Here is a 16,456-nt window from a genome sequence, read left to right as displayed (position 1 = left end):
GCCCTAGCGGACGTCGGTCAGCTTGCCCGCGCCCGGCGTGTCGTCGTCGCCGCTGAGAAGGTCGCCCGCGCCATCACTGACCCGTACTCCCAGGCATCCAGTCTCGCGAAGGTGGCCACAGGGCACGCCCAGATTGGCGAGCTCGCTCGCGCCGAGCAGCTGGCCCGTAGCATCACCGAGCCGACCCTCACGGTTCGGGCGCTGGCGGGTGTGGCGACTGCCCTAGCGGACGTCGGTCAGCTTGCCCGCGCCCGGCGTGTCGTCGTCGCCGCTGAGAAGGTCGCCCGCGCCATCACCGACCCAGAATCCCAGGCAGCCGGTCTCGCGGAGGTGGCCACCGCGCTCGCTCGAACCGGCGAGTACGCCGACGCCATACAGATCGCCCTGGACATCACCGACCCGGAATCCCAGAACCAGGCGCTAGCGGACGTGGCCACCGCACTCGCCCAGGCGGGCGAATACGCCAGCGCCGAGCAAATCGCCGAGTGCATCGCCAACCCGGACGCCCAGGCCCGGACATGGGTGAACATGGCCACCACCCTTCTCCAAGCCGGAAAACCCACAAAGGCCGCCCGCCTCCTCGGGGCAGCTCTCAGCACCGGCGACTGGACCCGTCTACCGCTCTCAACATTCGCGGACGTGAGCCCGAACGCGATACGCGCCATCGCTGATGCCACCGCGAGCACCGGCGACGACTGGATACGAGCCAACTAGGACTTGCGCGGACGCTGGCGACTGGTATGCCGCTCGCCGAACTACAGGCCCAAGCAGGAGATCATCGGCTGCTTCAGTTCGGCTTCGCTCCCGACGGCGGCATCGCTGATCACCAAAGCTGGTGAGGTGGCATCTGACGCGGTGCATCGGTCGGGCTTGACTCGTCGGCGGCGAATGATGATCGCTGTCAGCGACCAAAGAGGAGTTCGGAGCTGGGATTCACTCGCCGGGACCGGATCGGGCTCGCGGGTGTGCAGTTTTCACGGGTCGGTCGGACCTCGCCGGGTCGCAGATGCCCTTTGTTGAATGAGCCGTGCACGGTGATGCTCAGGAGCCTGCTGCCCAGCGAGCGGATCTGGCGCTCCACCGGCCCGATCTCTACCTGGAGGCGTCTGCGACCTTCCCATCGCGCCCACGCCGACACCGGCAAGCCGCCCAAAGCCGTAGATGCGGTTCGCCGGCCTCGGCCGCGCCGTCACGCGAGCCACCTCTTCGACGTCGCAGCGCGGAGCCGGATGTCACTCACAGCAGCCAGATGTGGGCCGTCGGGCGAGCGCGGGGGCGACCTGCCTCCGACGTAGGAGATTAGCCCTGCGGTTCAGATTGAGAGAGGCTCTGGGCTGGGTCGGTCCAGCAGGATCGGATAGATTCGAGAATGGCTCGAATTCCAGACCAGTCCTGAGAAGATAGCAGAGATCTGTCCTTCTGGGCGGCCAGTAGCTTTGCATTAAAAGATTTGTGTAGGCGATCTTTCTCGATGATCTCTCCTTGGTATTGCCTCATTCCTGGAATATAGCTCCTCCACTGAACGGGGAGAAATCCGCCGTTACCGTCGTTCAGTACATCGCGCCCTAGGTAGAGCTCGATCGATCCCGCGGATCCGTTGACGTCGGCGAAATCAAGGTGGCCTGCGGGCTCGGTCAGCGTCGGTGGGCCGAGCGTCGGGTAGCGGCGTGCAAAATCTAGATCGGGGTACCGGAGGACCCTGATATTTGAGGGAAGATCCTGTGGCTTGAGCAATCTCAGCGTGTCTGCTGCGGCCGTATCGTTGTCGAATAGAGCGACAACTCTATTGGCAATTCCTGCCGCAGCGAACGACTTCACTGTACGAAGCAGCGCCGATGTGCCTCCCTCGGGTCGGCCTTCAAAATCCATGAACTTGATCAGATCGACTAGGTGTGGATACAGGAGACTCAGGGATCTCGTTAATACCGCGACGTCTGACCGTCCTTCTGTAAGCACGACGACCGGCGAGTGCACCGCTGCTTGATCCCGTACGATTTCGAGCGCTCCACTACAAACACCTTCGGCATCCCGATCGGCGAGGTAGCCGTCGTTGACGAGATCCGTGATATCGACTCTCACTGTAGCATCTGGCAGTGCCATAAGGGCGGCTCGGAGCACGACGCGGTCATCTAAAAAATGGACGTGACGCATCAGCCGTGATATAAGCTCCGAGCCCTCCGGAGTTGTATCCCCGAGGGCTTCTCTTAGGCGCGTCACCCACAAGCGACCGTCAAGTCCATCGAGCATATCTCGCTCAGATCTAATGTAGTTTCCAACATCCCGACCGTCGCTGCTTTCAATTAATTGCTTGATGCTTTTTCGGCTACTTTCGAGTTCTTCATCCAAGCATCGGATGGTGATCGTCTCGCTGAATCCTAGGAGATCAAGTCGATCTCTGATCTCACGCCCGGAGCCGACCATCTCGACAATCTCGATCTCCGGATCTTGCTCTTCATCTTCAAATCCCTCCCAGAGTGTCGACTGCCCGGTGTAATCTGATTCGCGGAGTCGTCTGGTTTCACGCATATGGTCGCAAAATGAGATGAGTAGATCGTCTGGGAAGTCATTCCGTAGCGGCCGAATTTCGAGCTGGCCGACCCGTAGTGGCCCGTAATCACTCATGCTAGGCATCTTTCCGGCGGGCGGCGACTCGTAAAACACGTTCTTGTGTGTCGCCGGTTCCGAGCCCGGTGACAAGGACCATCTCGGGTGGTCCCGCTGGGCTCCAGCCGGGGAAGCCTTCGACCGAGGTTTGGATGCGTCTCTGCAACGCTTCCGACCATTCGGGATCTTCTGTCGCGAAGATCATCCGGTCGGCTCGTAGTATGGCGGCTGCGCTGCACTTCTTCGCAACGTCGGCGGCGAGTGTCCCCTTGGTGAGGCCGTCTAGGGAGCTTTTGCACTCGGCAATGGTGAGCAGGTCGTCGGCGTAGGCGACGAGGTCAAGCTCGACGACGGGCTTGCCGTCGGAGGCGAGTACCACTTCCTCGACGTCGTCGAAGATCTGGCCTTGCGAGTGTGCCCGGAGGTGGGCGGAGAGCAGCGCGACCGTGTCGCCGTGCTGGTCGAGGAACTCGCGGGCGACGGGGTGCAGATCGTAGTACCAGCCCGGCTCGTCCTCGGGTTCACGCCAGGCAGCCTGGTCGAGGTTATTGGGTGCGTCGCAGCGTAGGCAGGTCCAGCGCTGGCCGACCCGGTCAACGGATTGGAACTGGGTGCGCCCGCAGACGGCACATCCGAGGACGTGCCCACGGCGCAGCACACCGGCGCGAAGCGCCGTGTCGAGCACTGCGCGGACCTGCTTCGCGGTCGGCTCGGGCGCGGATAGTTCGGGCACGCGGGCACGGATGCCGGCGAAGGTCAGCACGCCTTCGCCGGAGGCGATCCGTACGCCGTCGTTCGCTGGATACGCCTCCTGGGTACTTTTCCCCACCGCCCGCATTGCTCGGAGCGCGGGCAGCAGTGCTCCGCCGAAGAGCTCGACGTGCGCGGCGCGCCCCCCGAGCATGGCCGCGAGCCTGGCCGCCCGCAGTCCGGCTGCGCTGGGCTTCGCCGTCATCTCCTGCTGGCCGGTTGTCGCGGCGATCCAGGCATCGAGGCTGAGGTCGCGCAGCGCGGGTCGGGCGAGCCGGTTGTCGGGGCGGATCCTGGCGCTGACGAAGTCGTGCCGATCGGACTGGTAGGACGTGCCGTGTCGGCTGCTGCGAGCGACGGTGGCGGGGAAGGGATCGGCGTCCGCGAGCAACTCGTGGCCGGGTGTTGCGCGCCGATGGACGCCGCGGCCTTCCATCCATGCGACGTCCACGTGCCAGGCCAGCCCGGCGACGGTGCCCAGCGGGGAGCCGGCAAGCGATGGCGACGGAAGCGGCGCGGCCATCGTGGTTGTGCCCGTGACGTCGACGGTGACCGGAACAGGCAGGGAGGTGTCCCAGCGGTCGTCGACCGCGAGGCTTCTCGTCGGAGGCTCGCGCCAGGGAAGCTGCGGTGCGGGAACGGCCACGAGCGGGTTTGTGGGCGTCGGCTCGAAGTGCGGCTCCCCGCTCTGCCACGCCGGGTCGTCGGGGCTCCACACCGCGAACCCGGACGGCGCCTCGTTCAGGCGGACACCGACCGCAGCAAGGTTGTCCTGCGACCGCGAGATGGAAGTGAGAACGAGACGCGTCGAAGACTGGTCGAGCGTCACTCTCACACTGGCGATCGCCTCGCCAAGGACCTCGGGCAGCTCGTCCTCGTCGATACCGAGGACCGATGGAATCCAGTAAGCGGTGCCGAAGGTGCGCTGCCACAAGCCGGCGAGCGCGAAGTCCTCCGCCGTGTCACCGAGCACCAGGAGCGCGGCGCGGTCACGGTAGCCGCGCGAGAGCGCGGCGAGCTGCCCGATTGTCCGCTCCCGCGCGCTGGGCAGGTCCCGCGGGTCGACGCTGACAGCAGCGGTGGGATGCCAGACGAAACCATCGGGCACCGTGAGGGGATTGAGATCAAGGAGCAGCTCGGTCAGCCGATTGCGCGTTGCCGGGTCGAGCTCGGGCTCCCTGGCCTCGGACACGGGGGCCTGGGCCATGCCCAGCTGCAAGGCCGCCGCTGCCCCGGCCAGGCCGCCCCAATCCGCAGGACCGGTCAACACCGAGCCGGACCAGGCCCCGGGGATGTCCTTGACGTCCGTGAAGTGCCCGGAACCTTGCTCTGCGAGCAAGGCGATCGACTCGCTGTCGTGTACGCGGTAGACCGAGCACACCGATGCGATCTCGACGCGGGCACGCTCCCGGGTGTCTGACCCGACCTGCTGGGCCCCCATGTCGCTGAAGGCCTGCTCTCGGTCCGCGCCTTCCAGCAGCACGCCGTCGGGGTCGGTGATCTGGAACCAGCCCGGACGAAGCCGCTCAAGATCTTCGACCGTTGGGTCGTACGTCACGACGAAGTCCGGGTCGTACACCTGGCAACCGCGCAGCAGCGTGGGATCGACCCGGCCGTCTTGGTGCGGGATGACGACGAAGTCCCCGCCACCCCAGACGCGGCTCGCGCGGTAGAGCGCCCGACGGGCCCAGTAGCTCCAGTCCTCGCCGCCGTCGATCACGATGATCACGCGGGACGGTCGAAGCGTCTGGCTGACCGAGGTGTACGACAGCGGTGCAGGCGTGGTCACCGCGCCAGGAAACCACAGAGATCAGACACTTCGTCGTGAGACATGTGGCCGTAAGACCTCGCGTGGTGTGCGCCGCGAGGTAGCCGTTGCAGCGGCTACCTCCGCGGCGCCGTCAGGCCCGTTCCGCGATGCCCGCAGCCAGATATACGAGCGAGGACCGAACCGGCCGGCCGAGGGTCGAAGTTCGCCCCAGCGGGCGAGCTGGCCTGCTCGCCGAGAGCGTTCGGCTGCCCGAGCCTCGCCGACGATGGCACTCGATGAAGATGGCGGGGCGAGGCGGCTGGAATGCGATGATTCGTCGCACCCGGGGCCAAGCACCGCGCCGGGTGGGTTCGGGGGTGCCGGTGGAGCAACGCCTGTCGGAGGAGCTGGTTCAGGCATTTGCCGATCGGTTCCCCGGGTCTATGGAGGCGCGCCTCGTGCTGGCCAAGGCCGGGTTCCCGGTCGCGCAGGCACCGTTCACGGCGTCGTCTCCGCTGGAGTTCTGGACCGTGGTCGCGGAGTTGCTGGCGCGTGGTGTCATGGCCGACGGGCGCGCGCGGTTGCTGGCGGCGGCGCGGCAGCTGTACGAGGCCGAGCCGCTGTTCACAGGTCCGGCCGCCCTGGACGATGCGGTGTCGGCGGGGCGGGCTTTTCCGGTGGGGTGGAATGTGCCGGCGCGGTTGGTGCGGTTCGTCGGCCGTGAGGACCTGCTGCGTGAGATCGACACGGTGCTGGCCGGGGCGCCAAGGGTGGCCCTGGTCGCGTTGGAGGGCATGGGCGGGGTTGGGAAGACGTCGCTCGCCGTGGAGTACGCGCACCGGCACGCCCATGACTACCAGGTCGTGTACTGGGTGGCGGCGGAACGGCCGGAACTGGTCGCGCGTCAGCTGGGAGCGCTGGCCGGGCTGCTTGAGCTGCCGGTGGGCGCGGGTGCGGACCGGGTGTGGGCGGCGCTGGGGGCGTTCGAGCGGTGGCTGGTCGTGTTCGACAACGTCGAGGACCCTGAGGCGGTTGCCCGGTTCCGGCCGTCGGGTGGGGGCCGGGTGCTGGTGACGTCACGACAGCGGGCGGCCCGCGGGCTGGGCATTCCGGTCACCGTGCCGCTGTTCACCAGGGCGGCGTCGGTCGAGCTGCTCACCGCGAGGGCGCCGGGACTGGACGCCGATTCGGCGGGCGGGCTCGCGGCGTTGCTCGGTGACCTGCCGCTGGCGGTGGAGCAGGCCGCCGGGTTCCTCGACGCCACCTCGCTGCCTGTGGCTGAGTACGGTCGGCTGTTGTCCGAGCGGCCCGAGGATGTGGTCGACCAGGGCCAGGTCCTTGACCGGGCGGGGTTGACGGTGGCGAACCTGTGGACGTTGTCGGTCGCGTCGCTGCGCGCGCGGTGCCCCGCCGCGGTTGAGTTGCTCGAGCTGTGCGCGCTGTTCGCGGCAGAGCCGGTGCCGCTGGGACTGTTCACGGCCAGCCCCGACGTGCTGGGTGACAGCTTGCTAGGCGCCGCCGCGCGGGACACAGCGGACTGGGCGGGCGTCGTCGGCGCGCTGGTCGGCTACAACCTGGCACGCCTCGACAGCGACAGCGACCGGCTGACGGTGCACCGCCTCGTCGCGGCGGCGACCCGCCGCGCGATGCCCGCGGAGACCGTGGCCGGCGGGCTGGCGACGGTGGCCGGCCTGTTGCGTGCCCAGTTGCCGGATCTGAACCGGTTCACCCCGGGGACCTGGGGACCGTGGAGGGACCTCCTCCCGCATGTCCTCGCGGTGGCCGAGCGTGCCCTTACCACCCAGGGGCCCGCGTTCGGCGCGGCCGAGTGGCTGGCAGGCGGCGCGGCGAACTACCTGCGCGAGCACGGCCAGCACACCGATGCCATACGCCTGCTGAACCAGCTGATCGCCAGCGAGGTGCGCGTCCTGGGACCCGACGACCCGCGCACCCTGTACGCCCGCAGCAGGCTCGCGGTGGTCCACGAAGACGCAGGCCGGCTCGACGACGCGATCGCCGGGTACGAGGCCGTGCTCGCGGACCGGGAACGCATCCTGGGCGACGACCACCCGGACACGGTGTTCTCGCGGCGACGGCTCGCCGGGGCCCAAAAATCCGCCGGTAGGCATGACGATGCCATCGCTTCCTACGAGCGGGTCGCTGCCGACCATGCCCGGATCCTTGGTCGTGACCACGGCGAGACGCTGTTGTCGCGCAGCCTGCTCGCGGGCGCCTACCAAGCTGCCGGTCGCCTCGCTGAGGCGATCGCCGCCCACGAGACGGACCTCGCCGACCGGGAACGGGTCCTCGGCCCGGACGGTTCCGGCACTCTGTACGCCCGTAGCATCCTGGCCGGCGCGTACCAGGCTGTCGGCCGTCTCGACGAGGCGCTTGACCTGTTCGAGCAGGTCGCAGCCGCCCGGGAACGGACACTGGGCACCAACCACCTGAGTACTCAGATGTCGCGCAGCCTGCTCGCCGACGCCTACCGCGCCGCCGGCTGGCACGCCGACGCGATCGCCCTACCCCGAAGCGTCCTCGACTACCGCGAGCGTGTCCTGGGCAGCCAGCATCCCACAGCCATCCACAGCCGTAGCCTGCTCGCCGAAGCACTCCAGGACGCAGGCGAACACACCGAAGCCATCGCCCTGTTCACCCGCTGCCTCGCCGACCGCGAACGCCTCTTCGGACCCGACCATCCCAGGACAGCCTTCTCCGGCCGCCTGCTGGCGGACGCGATCGAACGCGCCCGCCTGGCTTGATAGGAGCGCCGACTGGCCGATGGCTACGTCATTCTAGAAGATCTAGAAATACGATCGGGGAACGCGATGAAAAGGATTACTGCAATCGCTCTCCTGGAGGAGGCTCTCCGCAATCTTGACGCACGGAAAGGCGACTGGCCGATCAGGCTGATCGACAACCTCTACGTGTTTGGCTCGGTCGCCCGCGGCGCCTCAGAGCCGCATGATATCGACATAATAATCGAGCACGATGTCCCGCACGAGTGGGCGGTCGAGGCCGAGAACCTGCGTACAGCCGGCAGGAACCCCGATGTACGGTTCCGCGAACCGATCTTCGGCCGACGGCGGAGCTTCCAGGTACTTTGCAACTCGCGCCAGGAGAAGTTCCAAGCCGTTCTCCTTTGGAAAAGAGGCGACTCGCTGGAGACGGCGCTGGGGCGGCTGCACGAGATCCCGGAGGATCCCTCGGCTGGCCGCGCGCCCCGAGAGGCCATGATCCCGGCGTTCGACGGCCTCGACCGCTGGATCTCCTTGTCTGACCGCAAGAATATTGCCGCCGCGGTCTCGACGGGTGCGATCCAGGTGGACCGGCTCCTGCTCGCAGACGGAGCGGTCGCCGACAGGAAGATCGAAACGTACCTGCTCGGACGATGGAAGCCGACCAGCCCGCTGTATCGCGCTGCGTGCGCCGTCGCATCCTACTGGCAGACGCACGGCGTGGATTTCTGGGCAACTCATCTCCACGGAGAAGACACCCGCGACTGGCAGACACCACATTTCGCCAGCTTCAACCTCCGCTACACCAGAGCAGTTCCCGTATGCCTCACCGAGCACGGCGGCGTAGAATGGCTAGAGGTCGTCCACCCAACACCTCGTGGTCCCCTGAACTGCCTGAGAATAAAGCCAGGAGACAGAGAGAAGCTCGTGCAAAGTGAGTGGAAGTTCTAATATTCCAATCACGGTGTCGCCATTTTCCTGCTGCTGGCCTGACGATTCCCTGGGCCGCCTCCGGACCGCACGCTGCTCGCGCTACTGACGACCCGCCCGAGGCGCGAGCTGTGTCCTCCGCGCGGGCTTGGCCGGAGGGCTGACCCAGCGTCGCTGGGCGCCGAGGTCGCCGAAGGTGGGTCTGTGCCGGTCGTCGACTGCCAGCCAGGTGAGCCTCCACGAAGCGGTGTGCTGACTGCGCCCGGCGGAGCCCGGGTGCTGGTGACGGTCGGATGACTGTCGCGTTTCGCGATCAATGCGCGCTGCCCAGTGGTGGCAGAGGCTTGGGCGACGGTCACAGCCGGTGTCGTCGGCTGGGCCGTCCTGAGCGCGTGCGGGCCCGGACGAGGCTCAGGCGAGCCGCCTGGTAGCAGATCGAGGGCAGCCTTATCGAAGTAAGGTCCGCCGGTGACCTGCGCGACCTGGGCTGAGCGTGTCGAGACCCGTGGGCCGGGCGCTGTAGAACGGCTTGCTGATCCGATCGGGGTCGAGTGGCGCCTGCGTCTCGCGGGTCGAGCGCGAACTCCTTGTCAATACCGTGCGAACGGTCGCACCCAGTGAGATCACGTGCGTCGAGCGTCCCTGGACGGTGCCGCAGTTGGTCGTCGAGGTCCGCTGCTGCCTCCTTGATGCCGCCGGAACGCTGCGGCACGCGAATGACTCGGAGGTGATCAATATTGGGCCCGAAGCCGGGTGAACTGACCTCCGGTCCGGAGGTGTAGGCGGCTCCGCGGCGGTCCGACTGTCCTCGTAGCCTTGGCGACCATGCTGTGGGCCCCGGACACCAACCTCGAGGCGAGGCCGCGGCGGGCGTCCTTCGGGGCAACGCCCATGGGCCCAATAGCCGACGACTCCTCCTCCGCTTACAGGGCGCCCGATCCTGCGGCGTGGCCAGGCGCTGGATGCGATGTCGGGCTGGGTACCCGACGACGTCCGGATTGTCGGCGTCCGCGCCGATACTTGTCTTCGGTCGGAAACGCGGTCATGTTCTCGGGTGGGGGACCGCGGGTGCCGATTTCTGGGGGTGGCATGGCGACGCTCGCGGAGCGGATCCTTGAGGCGATCCGGCATGGGCCGCTCGACGACGACGTGCTGACCAGGCGGCTGGGTGTGTCCCAGCGTCAGCAGGTCAACCAGGTCGCTCGGCAGCTCGCGGCGCAGGGTAGCCTTCGTCGCTTTATCGGCCCTGACGGGAAGTTGGTCAACGCCCTCGTCGATAGCCAGCCGCCGCCCGCCCCGCCACTACGCCCTCAGGAGCGTGCGGCACTCGTCGTTCCCGAGGACGATGTCAAACGGCATGTCGACGAGTATCTGCGGCAGGAGGGCTACACGGTTGTCGTCGCCTGGGGGCAGACCCGTGGTGTCGACATCGACGCCCGGCACCCGGACGGCCGGCGGCTGATGATCGAAGCCAAGGGCGGCGTCGGCCAGGCCGGCGCCCAGCAGGTCAACTACTTCCTGGGCGCGCTCGGAGAACTCATTCAGCGCATGGCCGACCCCCACGCCGAGTATGGCCTCGCGCTGCCTGACAACCCCCAGTACCGCGGTCTGGTCAACCGGCTTCCTCCACTCGTCTGGGAACGGCTCGGCCTCGTCGTCTTCTGGGTGAACCAGGATGACAGCAACACGCAAGTCATCGTCGAGCGCCGCGGGGCCACCGCCCACAGCCCCACCGGGGAACCTGGATCCTGAGCAACGCAGCTTGCTACGGGCAGGCACCCGACAGCTATCGCCTTCCCTAGCCTTCGGCGGTACAGCCGGGTCGGCTGAAGGCTCGGCGTCGCGTTTGTGTGCGCGTGCCAGCGAAAGGGGGTTGTGTCGTGCCAGAGCCGATCATGTAGGTGGTCTCGTCGCTGTTCGGGGCAGTATCGATACTTCCGTGGTCCATGGCGCTGCCTCCCTCCAGCGGGGTCGGGTTCACTCGGGCGCCCCGCCGACACCACCATTCGGCTTACGCTGATCGGTGGTCTGCGGGTGGTGTTCGGTGCTGGGAGGGCGTCGCGGTGGACGGACGGCGGGTCTCCACTTATGGCGATGACGACGACCTGCACGCCACCCTGCTGGAGTTGATGGCCGCCGCCGAGAAGCGACTGTGGATCAAGGTGCCGTGGTGGGACACGTCGCCTCGGGCTCGCCAGCTCGCGGACGCGACCGTCGCCGCCAAGGAGCGCGGCGTCGATGTGCTGGTCGTCTGCCGGCCTGAGGCGTCGAACGACGCGATCCTGCGGACCCTGCGAAAGGTCGAGATTACGATCGCCGGCGTGCGCTATGTGCACGAGAAGGAACTTCTGTCCGACGACACCGCCGTCGTGCACTCGATGAACTTCACCCGCGCCGAGATCGGCCGCAATGCCAACTCCGGGCTTGTGCTGAGCGAACCGGAACTGCTCGATGCCATCGAGAACGGCTTCCGGGCGCTCCTCGACAACCAGGCAGCCGCGTCCGTCGGCGACGAGGAGTGGACGCCGACCGCCACGCTGATCCCTGACCAGCTGCGGCCCTTTCTCGACCGCTACGACCGGCTCAACCCGTTGCAGTCCATGGCGGTGCCCGCCGTGCTCGCGGCCCGTGGGCATCTGCTGGTCGTCGCGCCGACGAGCGCGGGCAAGACGCTGGTCGGCGAGGTCGCCGCCCTGCGGTCGATCGTCCAGGACGGTCGTCCGGCGGTATGGCTGTTGCCAGCGCGCGCGTTGGCCGCGGAGGTCGGCGACACGGTCCGTCGCTGGAAGGCCCACGGCATCCATACCGTTGAGCTCACCGGTGAGACCAACATGGCCAGCGACACGGTTCGGCGGGCGCAGCTGTGGGTCGCCACCACCGAGAAGTTCGAGGCCCTCTACCGGCGCTCGTCGCTGCGTGACTTCATCGGCCGGATCGGCTGTCTGGTCATCGACGAGGTCCACCTGGTCGGTGACCCGAACCGCGGCGCGACGCTGGAGTCGCTTATTGCCCGGCTGCGGGCCGCCGAGGCTCGGACCCGGATCGTGGCCCTGTCCGCGACGGTCGCGAACGCCGACGAGCTCGCGGGCTGGCTCGGCGCCCAGCTGGTCCGTTCGGCCTGGCGACCGACGGTCCTGACCAGCCAGCTCGTCCCCTACGACGAACCCCCTCCGTACGCGCGCCGGGAGGAACTCGACCGGGTGAAGGATGCCGCGGTACGCGTCCTGCTCGCTGACCTGCTGTCTCCCGCTGCCCCGGGCTCCGAGGTCCTCGGCCCCGGCAACGGGTCCGGCGCGTCCAGCGTGCTGGTGTTCTGCGGCAGCAAGAACGCGGTCCGGCGGACCGCCGCCCTCGCGGCCGGCTTCACCTACCGTCCCGGCGACGATGACGACACACTCGTCGAGGCCGCGTTCGACGCCGGAGTGGGCATCCATTTCCGCGACGCGCCCAGGGCCGCCCGGGCACTTGAGGCGTTCCGGGGACGGCGAATCCGTGTCCTGGTCGCCACGTCGGGGCTCGCGACCGGGGTGAACACCCCGGCTCGGGCGGTCATCATCCGCGATCTCACGCTAGGCCTGTCGCCGCTGGAAGTCAGTGACGCCCAGCAGATGCTCGGCCGAGCCGGGCGCGCCGGCCAGGAGCCGGAAGGATTCGGCTTCCTGCTGGTGCCCCGCGACGAGGAAGTGGAATGGCGGGAGCGACTCGCCACCGGCTACACCGCGCACAGCAGGGTCCTCGACCAGCTCGCGGACACGCTCCTCGCGGAGATCCTCATCGGCTCCGTCCCTGACCGGGACTCCGCGGCGACCTGGTTCGAGCAGACCTTCGCCTTTGCCCAGGGCGGCACCCCGGACACGATCGGCAAGGTACTCGACGATCTGGTGCTGCTCGGCTTCGTCACCGAAACCCACGACGGCCTCGCGGTCACCGAGATCGGCGCACTCACCTCCCGGCTGATGATCGACGTCAAGTCCGCGGGTGCCCTGCTCACCGCGCTCGCGCAGGCCCCGACCCCGTCGAGCGCGGACGAGGCCGAGGAACTTCTCCTGCAACTGCTCGCCACGAACGCCACCGCCTTTCGCGAGTGGCCCATCAACCCGATGACCTACGGACCGATGGTCGACGCGTTGCTGAAGTCGTGGACGCCGGCGCCCACATCGGCCGGGATGCCGACGTCCGGCTCCCGGTTCTGCCTGGCGGCCGCGGAACTCGCGTTGCGCCGCCCCCGGCGCATGAACGACAAACCCCCGCCCGGCGGGTCGATGGGCGAGTTCCGCCGCGTGGTCGAGGACCTGCCCCGGTACCTGACCTGGATCGCCACCCTCGGCTACGCGGGCGCCACGACCTGGGCCTCGGCGGTCGCCGCTGACCTTGCCCATCGGCTCACCTGGTGGCGTCTGTCGCCTCATCCTGAGCGGGGAACGGGCCGGCTGCTGTGGATGCTCGAGCGGATGCTGGACCCGGAGCACCGCAGGGACCGCATGCAGGACCTTTGGTCCCGCGCCCGCGCGGCCGGGTTCGACGGCCCTGACGGGCTGAACGCCCGACCACGCGACGTTGACATCTCCACCGCACAGTTCCAGGAGCTCCGGCGCGGCCGGGCAGGACTGGCGCTGTCGATACCGGAGGGCATCGAACTGCCGGTGCAGGTGTCAACCACAGCGGCCAGGCTGACGGTGATCGCGAACACAGGCCACCAGCGGGCGCTGGCGACGACCTGCCCTGTCCCGGACCGGGTGACCCTCCCGGTGCCGCGGTCACCGGCGGCGACCGTGATCGCCGCCGATGTCTTCCTCTACTCCCGGGACGGAGACTTCGCCTACGAAAGCCTGGTCGCCGATCTGCCCGCTGACCTTGGCGTAGCCGACCCGCTTGCTGAGGCACGTGAGCTGGTGGTTGGGCTACCCGAACTGGTCGCTCTCGACACACTCGGTGGACTCCGACGCCTGCTCATGGGGCGGCGTCAACGCCGACGGCAGGAACTCCTCCCGTTCCTGGCCTCGGACCCACAGCTGCGACCGGTCGCGCTGGCACTCGCCGAGCACAGCATCGACCCGACGCTCGCCGTCCTCGCCCTGCGGACCAACCTCGACCTCCTTCTACGCGGCGTGAACCAGGACGCGCTGCGGCCCACGGCCACCGTGCTGCGATCCGGAGAAGCCTCACCCGCGGAGTTCGCGCTGACGCTCGCCGCGCTCGCGCGCTCCCTCGGCATCGAGACCGGCCTGGCCGTCGCTGGACGACGAGTTGTCGCTCTGGTGCACGTGGCAGGGGAGTGGCAGGCCACCGCTCAGTCGGCCAGCCAGAGCCAGCGTCTTGAAGCGGTGATCCCGGAGGGGCTTCCCTCGACGATCCGGGTGCTACGGGCTCCGGACCCTGCGGCCGAGATACCAGCCGCACCTCGATGCGGCTGGATCAAACAGTTCGCCCCCAGCGCCGAACAGCGACAGCGATAGGGCGGGTTATCCGCTGGCGGCAGGCCGGAGCGTCGGCGCTGCCCCCGGAAGTGAGCACCAGCCTCGGCCATCCGGTTGTGACCCTCGCCGAGGCCGGAGCCTCGGCGCTGCTCCGAGCGCCCACCGGCGTCGCGGGCCGCATCGTGGTTGTGATCCTCGCCGAGGCCGGAGCCTCGGCGCTGCCGGCGCCGTGCTCGGCGATCACCTCGCGGGCGTGCTTGTTGTGCTCCTCGCCGGAGCCGAAGCCCCGGCGCCGCTCTGCGCCGTGATGTTTTGACGATGGTCGACATGTTGTGATCCTCGCCGGGGCCGAAGCTCCGGCGCCGCCCGCGGAATGGCGGATGCTGGTGATCATCTCGTCGTTGTGACTCTCGCCGAGCCGGAGCCTCGGCGCTGCTCCACGTTCTCACCGCCTACCGGGTCGTAGTAGTTCTGACCCTCGCCAGGGCCGAAGCCACGGCGCCATCCACTTGGCCCGCCGCGCTCGCCGCCAGGCGCGTCGTTGTGATCCTCGCCGGGGCTAAAGCCACGGCGCTGCCTGGAAGTACTCGGCAGGAGGCATGACGTCGGCGAAGTTGTAATCCTCGCCTAGCCGGGGCCTCGGCACTGCGCCGGGCCGAGTTTGCCTATGCGGGCCCGCCCGGGTTGTGACCCTCGCCCGAGGCCGGAGCCCGCCGCTGCACGGCGTCACCCAGATCTTCGGCTTGAGTGCCGTTGTGATCCTCGCCGAGCCGGAGCCTCGGCGCTGCCCTCCCACTCGAACTGGCCCAGCATGACTTGCTCGCTGTGATCCTTGCCGAGGCCGGAGCCTCGGCGCTGCACCGACTCCTCACCCCAGTAGGTGATCATGCCGCCGTTGTGACCCTCGTCAAGGCCGGAGCCTCAACGCTGCGGTTGGATCAGATGCCCCTGCCCGCCGATCGTGTCGTTGTGATCCTCGTCGAGGCCGGGGCCTCGGCGCTGCCGGGCGGCGCGACTATCCCCGGGGCGAGCCAGACGGTGTTGTGATCCTCGCCGAGGCCGGGGCCTCGGCGCTGCTCATCTGCTCGGGGGCGTGGCGGATCGCGTGGAGGTTGTGACCCTCGCCCGAGGTCGGGGCCTCGGCGCTGCCCACAGGGGGATCTCCAGTGCCGAGAGCCGCCAGCAGTTGTGACCCTCGCCGAGGCCGGGGCCTCGGCGCTGCCATCGGGCCTAGCTCCGCCGCGGCGTCGGCCGGGTCGTTGTGACCCTCGCCGAGGCCTCGGCGCTGCCATCGGGCGGCGTGCTGCTGGTCACGACGATGAAGAGGTTGTGACCCTCGCCGAGGCCGGGGCCTCGGCGCTGCACCCGCCGCCCAACGCCGGCCGTCGCGGACAGCGGTTGTGACCCTCGCCGAGGCCGGGGCCTCGGCGCTGCATCCGGGAGCGCGCCGCATCCACGGCCACGCTGGCGTTGTGACCCTCGCCGAGGCCGGGGCCTCGGCGCTGCACGCGACGGGGAACAGGCCGGACGGTATCTGGTGGTTGTGACCCTCGCCGAGGCCGGGGCCTCGGCGCTGCACGTGAGGTTGTCCAGGATGAACGATTCCTTGCGGTTGTGACCCTCGCCGAGGCCGGGGCCTCGGCGCTGCCATCGCGGCAATGGTCTTCTTGATGACGGGCAGAACGTTGTGACCCTCGCCGAGGCCGGGGCCTCGGCGCTGCCCGGTTGGCATCGGGCCGTCGCGGACGCAGAGGACGTTGTGACCCTCGCCGAGGCCGGGGCCTCGGCGCTGCGGCTGGCGCAGCTCGCGCTCAGGCGTCAGCCCTGGTTGTGACCCTCGCCGAGGCCGGGGCCTCGGCGCTGCCACGTGTAGTCCGACTAAACGGCCGTCAAGTGGCGCTGTTGTGACCCTCGCCGAGGCCGGGGCCTCGGCGCTGCTCCCCGGACGGCCTTGCCGAAGAAGCCGACCCGGTGTTGTGACCCTCGCCGAGGCCGGGGCCTCGGCGCTGCTTGAACCCGGATGTAGTTGACGATGTCGCTGATCCGGTTGTGACCCTCGCCGAGGCCGGGGCCTCGGCGCTGCTTGGCCACCCGGTTGACCGACTCGCCGATCTGGATGTTGTGACCCTCGCCGAGGCCGGGGCCTCGGCGCTGCTCGCGCGTGCGCGCCCGCGACTCGGCGAGGTCGAAGTTGTGACCCTCGCCGAGGCCGGGGCCTCGGCGCTGCTTGAACCCGGATGTAGTTGACGATGTCGCTGATCCGGTTG

At 68.4% G+C, this 16,456-nt stretch carries 7 protein-coding genes, 1 pseudogene and 1 CRISPR repeat array; of the genes and pseudogenes, 6 read left to right on the top strand and 2 right to left on the bottom strand.

The window, feature by feature from the left end; all coding sequences use genetic code 11:
- Positions 1-714: pseudogene (locus I6A81_RS32885) on the top strand (hypothetical protein); the annotation flags it as partial.
- A 585-nt stretch (positions 715-1,299) separates the two neighbouring features.
- Here the strand turns inward: I6A81_RS32885 and I6A81_RS32880 are convergent.
- Together I6A81_RS32880 and I6A81_RS32875 are read right to left on the bottom strand one after the other, a co-directional pair.
- Positions 1,300-2,622 carry a hypothetical protein gene (locus tag I6A81_RS32880; RefSeq protein ID WP_203004075.1) on the bottom strand — a complete coding sequence of 441 codons (1,323 nt, stop codon included), beginning with the start codon at positions 2,620-2,622 and terminating at the stop codon, positions 1,300-1,302.
- 1 nt (position 2,623) lies between these two features.
- Positions 2,624-5,143, bottom strand: coding sequence for a hypothetical protein (locus tag I6A81_RS32875; protein WP_203004074.1), 2,520 nt, complete (start codon positions 5,141-5,143; stop codon positions 2,624-2,626).
- 128 nt (positions 5,144-5,271) lie between these two features.
- On the opposite strand from I6A81_RS32875, the gene fxsT reads away from it, so the two are divergent.
- From fxsT to I6A81_RS46385, 5 genes are all read left to right on the top strand, one after another.
- Positions 5,272-7,866: an FxSxx-COOH system tetratricopeptide repeat protein gene (fxsT, locus tag I6A81_RS32870; protein ID WP_307875081.1), complete on the top strand. Its 2,595-nt coding sequence runs from the start codon at positions 5,272-5,274 to the stop codon at positions 7,864-7,866.
- Between the two features lie 66 nt (positions 7,867-7,932).
- Complete coding sequence (locus tag I6A81_RS32865) at positions 7,933-8,793, top strand: nucleotidyltransferase domain-containing protein (protein ID WP_203004072.1); 861 nt, start codon at positions 7,933-7,935, stop codon at positions 8,791-8,793.
- Positions 8,794-9,861: 1,068 nt separating this feature from the next.
- Positions 9,862-10,524, top strand: a complete 663-nt coding sequence (locus tag I6A81_RS32860; RefSeq protein WP_203004071.1) for a restriction endonuclease — start codon at positions 9,862-9,864, stop codon at positions 10,522-10,524.
- 311 nt (positions 10,525-10,835) lie between these two features.
- Positions 10,836-14,228: a DEAD/DEAH box helicase gene (locus I6A81_RS32855; protein ID WP_203004070.1), complete on the top strand. Its 3,393-nt coding sequence runs from the start codon at positions 10,836-10,838 to the stop codon at positions 14,226-14,228.
- Positions 14,229-15,086: 858 nt separating this feature from the next.
- A complete protein-coding gene (locus I6A81_RS46385) occupies positions 15,087-15,236 on the top strand; it encodes a hypothetical protein (RefSeq protein WP_203004069.1) in 150 nt (49 codons plus the stop codon).
- Between the two features lie 278 nt (positions 15,237-15,514).
- Positions 15,515-16,416: direct repeats of the CRISPR family, unit length 37 nt; unit sequence GTTGTGACCCTCGCCGAGGCCGGGGCCTCGGCGCTGC.
- Positions 16,417-16,456 lie beyond the last annotated feature (40 nt).

Origin of the sequence: Frankia nepalensis (assembly GCF_016786325.1) — a bacterium.
Taxonomy (GTDB): Bacteria; Actinomycetota; Actinomycetes; order Frankiales; family Frankiaceae; genus Pseudofrankia; species Pseudofrankia nepalensis.
Note: the sequence above shows the minus strand (reverse complement) of the source record. Positions and strands in the feature narration are given on the sequence as shown.

What these genes read in the sequence shown, in the direction of transcription:
- I6A81_RS32860 (WP_203004071.1), top strand. Translation starts at nt 9,862, where the DNA reads ATGGCGACGCTCGCGGAGCGGATCCTTGAGGCGATCCGGCATGGGCCG.
- I6A81_RS32865 (WP_203004072.1), top strand. Translation starts at nt 7,933, where the DNA reads ATGAAAAGGATTACTGCAATCGCTCTCCTGGAGGAGGCTCTCCGCAAT.
- fxsT (WP_307875081.1), top strand. Translation starts at nt 5,272, where the DNA reads ATGCCCGCAGCCAGATATACGAGCGAGGACCGAACCGGCCGGCCGAGG.
- I6A81_RS32880 (WP_203004075.1), bottom strand. Translation starts at nt 2,622, where the DNA reads ATGAGTGATTACGGGCCACTACGGGTCGGCCAGCTCGAAATTCGGCCG.